Origin of the sequence: Candidatus Frankia alpina, from assembly GCF_902806485.1 — a bacterium.
Classification (GTDB): Bacteria; Actinomycetota; Actinomycetes; order Frankiales; family Frankiaceae; genus Frankia; species Frankia alpina.
Genome location: NZ_CADCWT010000283.1, coordinates 1 through 5,395, shown reverse-complemented (window position 1 = coordinate 5,395; position 5,395 = coordinate 1). Strand labels below are relative to the sequence as shown.

The following is a 5,395-nucleotide window of genomic DNA, read 5'->3' as shown; positions in this document are numbered from 1 at the left end:
GGTTCGGGGTGGGGGTGTGCGCACCGTGCGCACGGTGCGCACACCCCTTCGGGTCACGCGCGGCCGCGCGTTAAGGCGGGTCATGCACGCCTTGCACGGCCTGCACACCGTGCACAGCTACCCGCGGGTAGGTGACGCTGCATGTCCGGCCGCGGTGGTGGGCATGCGGTACTCGCCCTCGCGGCCGCCGTCCTCCAGGACGCCGTCGTCGAGCAGGGTGGCCAGCAGGCGGCTGATCGTGGAGCGGCTGCGGGCGGCGTGCTCGGGCAGCGCCCGGGCGATGTCCGCCGGGCGGAACACGGTGCCGGGCCCCCACGCGCGGATGAGGTCCACGACGGCCTGGCGGACGACGGCAGAGTCGGGGCGCGGCCGCGGCGGCGGCGGGGCGAAGTTGAAGCCACCGAGCGGGGGCACCTCGTCGTCGGGGCCAGGCTGGACGTCGGGGTCCTCGTCGGCCTCCAGGCCGAGGTCGGTCATGAGGTCGAGCGGGGCGTCGTCGTCCAGGTCGTCGTCGGCGGGGCTGGTGTCGGTCATGGGTGGGGTCCATCCCTCCTGCTGGGGTGCGGTGGTGCCGGGTGCCGGCCACACGGGCCGGCTGGTCCACACCTCGCCGAACGCGTCGATGAACAGCTGCGGCATCTCGGTGTGGACGTAGTGGGGGCGGACGAGGGGGCCGAGGGTCTGCGGGGGCGTCTTGTCGACCCGCAGCGGGATGAGGTGGCGCTCTTCGGGGATGCCGGGCAGGGCGGCCAGGGCGCGGCCGGGATGGTTCGCGCCCCACTGTTCGGCGATGTCGCCACCGCGGTCGGCGAGCTCGCCGAGCAGGTAGCCCGCGTCGCCCGCCGCGCACCCGAACTGGATCGGCACGATCTCGGACCTGGCGCTGGTGGGGATGTTGTCGAACGTCCACCGCTGACCGGAGATCGACAGGTTGATGCCCAGTGAGCGGACCCGCTGGAGGATCTGGACGAGCTCGCGCATCGACTCGTCCGGCAGGTCGAACGCCTCTTCGATCACAAAGAAGATCGCGGGGATGCCGCAGCCGGGCTCCCACTGGCTGTAGCCCCGCTCACCCAGGTACTTGGCGATGGCGGGGACCAGACGGGTGAGCACCGCGTGGATCAGCGCCTTCGCCTGCCGCTTCTCGGCGACGAAGAGGGTGAGCAGGTCCTGGACGCTGCCCCAGGTCTGCTCCCGCTTCACCGTGTCGATGACGATGACCAGCGCCTCATGGCGGCACAGCCAGTCCCCCGCCACGATCAGCACCGGCCCGGACTTCCCGGCGCCGTTCTTGCCGCCAATGCCCAGGTGGTACGAGTTCTTGTCCTCGATGCCGCGCTCGGCGTCGCCGCGCACCGCGGCGAGGGTGATCTCCAGACGCTCGCCGTCCTCGTACGTCCCGATCTCATGCGGGTCCGTGGGCAGCCCGCCGACGTAGGAGGGGCCGGTGTAGGGGCGGATCTCCCGCAGCATGTCCCGGCGCACGAACGTCACCTCGGCGACGCTGGCGTCGTGCGGGTCGGGCTGGATGCGCACCCCGGACGCGGGCACGCCGGCCATCGCGGCGACGACCTCGCGGTGCGCGATGGCGTCGTTGACGGTCTGCCCGTCGGCGAGCTCCAGGCGGCCGCGGCCGCGGTCCTCCCCGACCTCCAGGGTCGCCATCTGCGATCCGGGCAAGGATGCCTTCTCCGCCCGCGTCCGCCACCAGGACCGCAGCCGGTCGTCGTCCTCCCGGGTGCCGTGCAGGGCGGTGCGCAGGTTCCACGCGAACGCGGCCGCGGCCCCGCCGAGCAGCCAGATGTCGGTCACCGGCCGGTGCAGCCCGGTGATCGTCGCGACCGTCACCCAGCCCAGCGACAGGGCGGTGTTGAGGCTGACGTGGATCCGGCCGATCAGCTGGCGGGCGTGGGACACCCGCCAGGTCAGCCTGGTCAGCCCCGCCGTCGCCAGGGCCATCCCAGCCGCGGCCCACGGCGCCGTCCCTGTCCCGCCCCACAGCAGGTGGCAGGACTCGGCCAGCACCGGCAGCGTGCCGGCGGCGATCCACGGCGGGGTGTAGCGCACCCAGCCGGCGGCCAGGTCCGCCGTCGCGGACGCCAGCCCCCGGTCCGCCCCCTCCAGTGCCTGACCGGGCACACGAGTGATCTCGCTACCGGCCGAGCGTCGGCGTCCGCTCATCGTCATCTCCTCTCATCCAAAAACGTGCACGAAAAATGCCGGAAAATGCGGGTCAGAATCAGAATCAGAACTTGAACTTCTTTGCCGGGGTGTGGTCGCCCTCGAACGGCTCGGTGTACATCACCCGGAAAAGCTGTCCGGCTTTCACGACCTGCACGGCGGCGAACGCCGCGGAGTCCCCCGCCCGGCGCAGCGGCGCGGTCGCCCGGCGGGCACGCGCCTTCTGGTCCACGCGGGCCCAGCCGAGCATCCAGCCGGCCGTGCCCAGCGCCACCCGCAGCGCCTCCGCCCCGAACTCGAGCTCGCCGACGAGGTCCCGGTAGATCTGCCGCAGCTCCGTGCAGTACCGGTGGACCCCCTCCGCCTCATACAGATCAATGTCGGAAAACTCGTCAATCCGTCGCATCGGCTTGCCTCTCTGGGAATGAATCAGGGAACGGGAATCGAAAACCGGTCAGGAATCGGGGTCGACCCACAGATCGACACGACGGGCCGTCCATTCGATCGCCAGGTCGGCCGCGCGGACGACCAGCGCCGTCGTCCAGGCCAGGCCCGCGACGACGTGCAGCAGCAGCGCCGCCGGCGCGGCCAACAGCCGCCACCGGCTCCGGCCACCGGACCGACGCACCAGGTACACCCACAGCGCCGGGCGGGCCGCATGCTCCCCCGGCACCGCGGACACCCGGTCCGCGCCCGTCGGCGGCAGCACCGCCCACGTCAGCCCGGCCACCAGACCCAGCAGCAGCCCGCTCACGCCACACCGCCGCCGAACACCTCGGCGTTGACCTGATCGCGGAGCTTGCGGGCGGTGTCCGAGCCAACTTGTAGCGCCTTGGTGAGCTGCGCGGCGGTGAGGCGCTTACCCGTCCTGCGGGCGAGTCTGCGGGCGGCGTCCAACGCCTCATCGGCCGGCAGCTTGCGGCGTGCCTGCGGGTCGATCGGCCGCGCCGGACCCGGCCGGCCCGGGTCGTCGTCGCCCGACTCGGGGTCCGACTCGTCCGGGTCGAGCACCGCGACCCGGCCCGACCCGCCCGGCCAAACCTGCTGGTCGGCCTCGGTAGTCGGGTGACCCGACTCGGTCGGGTCCTCGGTAGGCGGGTCGAGGCGCAGACCCAGCTCGACCGGCCCGCCGTCGACGTCCAGGTCGGCCAGCGCCGCGTCCCAGTCGTCGGTCGGATCGGCCTGGTCGACCGGCAGGCCCGGCACGGTAGTCGGGTCGAGGTGGCGGCGGCCGGGGACGTACAGCCCCGGCCGGTGGACCAGTCGGGCCGACCCGTCGGGGGCCAGGTCCACCACCGCGGTGCGGGCGGCGATCCGCCGGGTCCGCGCGACCCGGCGGGCCGCCTGCCGGGCGATGCGCGCCTCCGCCCGCTCCGCCCGACTCCGCGGCGCGCGGGCGACGGCCAACTGGTGGGCGCCAACACCGAACACCGACACGATCGCCATCGCGAGCCCGTGCGACACCCCGTGACCCAGCCCGTGGGCGAAGTTCAGCCCGCCACCGACCGCGGCAGAGGCGGCGATGCCGACGTTGAGCATCGGCGTGGGCCGGTCCGGGTCGTCACGGCGGGCGAACAGCACGGCCATCGCGAACGCCCACATGCCCAGCTCGGTCACGATCGGCAGGGCGTAACCCGTGGCATCGCCATACAGGTCATGCCCATAGTGCGCCATCGCCGGCACCGCCATGCCGGCGCAGACCAGCGCCAGCGGGTAGATCAGCAGCTCGGTGGCGTGCCCGCCCAGCCAGCCGGCCGCGCCGCGCAGGGCCTTCATCTGCCGCGCACGGCGGCGGACTCCCGCCTGCTCGGCGGCCTGCGTCAGCTTGATGCCGCGGTCTACGTCCGCATCAGCGTCCGCCCGGCGGATATCCGCGTCGGTGAGCCGGTTCTGCCTGCGCTCCTCAGCCCAGCTCATCGTCACCACTCCCCGAAGGTGCAGACCACGCTGCAGCCGGACACGGCGCAGTCGTGGGCGCGGATCTCCGCGACCCGGCGAGCGTCGTCGGCCACGGCCCGCGCACGGCGCGGCGGAGCCCACCGGATCGGCTGCGCGCCGGCCGCGAGCTCGTCGCACCGCGGGCAGCCCGCCGTCCGCCGCCCCCAGCGCGGACCCGTGCCGTCGTTGCAGGTGTGCGCGGTGCTGGTCATGCCAACCACCCCCCACCCAGCAGCACCACGGCGGTGCCGAGCAGCAGCACCGGGGCCAGCTCCCGCACGGCGACCGCGAGGCGGGCCCACCAGCGGTCCGGCCAGCGGGCCGGCTGCTCCGGCTCGACCGGGTCCAGCACCGCGACCGTGATGTCCGCGGCCGCCGTGCCAGCACCGCGCCAGCGAGCAGCACCGCGGCGTGCACCGGCCTACCGGCCTGCCACAGCAGATCCGCGACCCAGCCCGCGCCCATCCGGCCGAACGGGTGCAGCAGCACCCCCCAGCCGGCCAGCGTCGTCAGCACGACCGTGACGACGTGCGCCGGCCAGTCCACCGCCAGCGCCGTCCACCGCCGCCACGCCGCCACCGGCGCCGATGCCGGCGCCGGGTGATGGGTGCCGGCGGCCAGCCCCCAGCCGCAGTGCCACGAGTGCGGGGCGCACCGGTCCGACGTCCACCGCCACACCACGGGACGGCCGTCCAACCATGCGGCGGCCGCATCGAGCACCACGTCGTGCAGATGCGCCACGTTGTCCGGCTCCCCGCCGATGCTGGTCAGCACCGCGACCACACCACCGGCGTCCGACGGCTCCACGACCAGCTGCGCGAGCATCCCGGCCCACGAGGTGGCGGTGACCTCCAACCGGCTGATCTCGCCGCCGCCCGGGTCGGCAGGCGGCGGGACCGCCCGGTCCACCCCCGCCGCACGGGCCAGGACAATCAGCAGATCCCACGCCACAACCCGACCGCAGGTGGCCTCCACCCGCGTCGTCTCCAGCTGCGCCAGGTCCGCGGTCATGACGCCGCCCCCCGCTCCTGCAGCAGCCGCACCGCGGTCGCCGCCTCGGCGGCGGTCAGGCCGAGATCTCGCTGGACGGCATCACGCGCCATCGGGGATCCGGCCGTGACCAGCGCCATCGCACCGGACGACAGGGCCAGCGCCATGACGCCCACGGACATCGGGAGATCGGCTTCGGCCACCTGCGGGGGCGGGGGCTGCTGCTCCTGGATGACCATCGCGAGCAGGAACGCCGAGCCGTGGTCGAGCGGCGCGTCGTGCGCGG

Annotated in this window: 5 protein-coding genes; all 5 read right to left on the bottom strand. The window is 73.9% G+C overall.

All coding sequences use genetic code 11. The features are described from left to right. Window positions 1-117: 117 nt before the first annotated feature. Window positions 118-2,181, bottom strand: coding sequence for a hypothetical protein (locus G6R25_RS20900; protein WP_163554282.1), 2,064 nt, complete (start codon window positions 2,179-2,181; stop codon window positions 118-120). Between the two features lie 64 nt (window positions 2,182-2,245). Further along, window positions 2,246-2,587 carry a hypothetical protein gene (locus G6R25_RS20895; protein ID WP_163554281.1) on the bottom strand — a complete coding sequence of 114 codons (342 nt, stop codon included), beginning with the start codon at window positions 2,585-2,587 and terminating at the stop codon, window positions 2,246-2,248. Between the two features lie 48 nt (window positions 2,588-2,635). Then, window positions 2,636-2,935: a hypothetical protein gene (locus G6R25_RS20890; protein WP_136446607.1), complete on the bottom strand. Its 300-nt coding sequence runs from the start codon at window positions 2,933-2,935 to the stop codon at window positions 2,636-2,638. Next, window positions 2,932-5,130, bottom strand: a complete 2,199-nt coding sequence (locus G6R25_RS28115) for a hypothetical protein (protein ID WP_235949299.1) — start codon at window positions 5,128-5,130, stop codon at window positions 2,932-2,934. Before G6R25_RS28115 ends, G6R25_RS20890 begins: the two co-directional genes overlap by 4 nt. After that, window positions 5,127-5,395 (bottom strand): hypothetical protein (locus G6R25_RS20880; protein ID WP_205447305.1); only part of this gene is annotated, 269 nt, incomplete at its 5' end. The genes G6R25_RS20880 and G6R25_RS28115, both read right to left, overlap by 4 nt.

Bases quoted from the DNA above. Each gene is read 5' to 3' on its own strand.
- G6R25_RS28115 (WP_235949299.1), bottom strand. From the start codon at position 5,130: ATGACCGCGGACCTGGCGCAGCTGGAGACGACGCGGGTGGAGGCCACC.
- G6R25_RS20900 (WP_163554282.1), bottom strand. From the start codon at position 2,181: ATGAGCGGACGCCGACGCTCGGCCGGTAGCGAGATCACTCGTGTGCCC.
- G6R25_RS20895 (WP_163554281.1), bottom strand. From the start codon at position 2,587: ATGCGACGGATTGACGAGTTTTCCGACATTGATCTGTATGAGGCGGAG.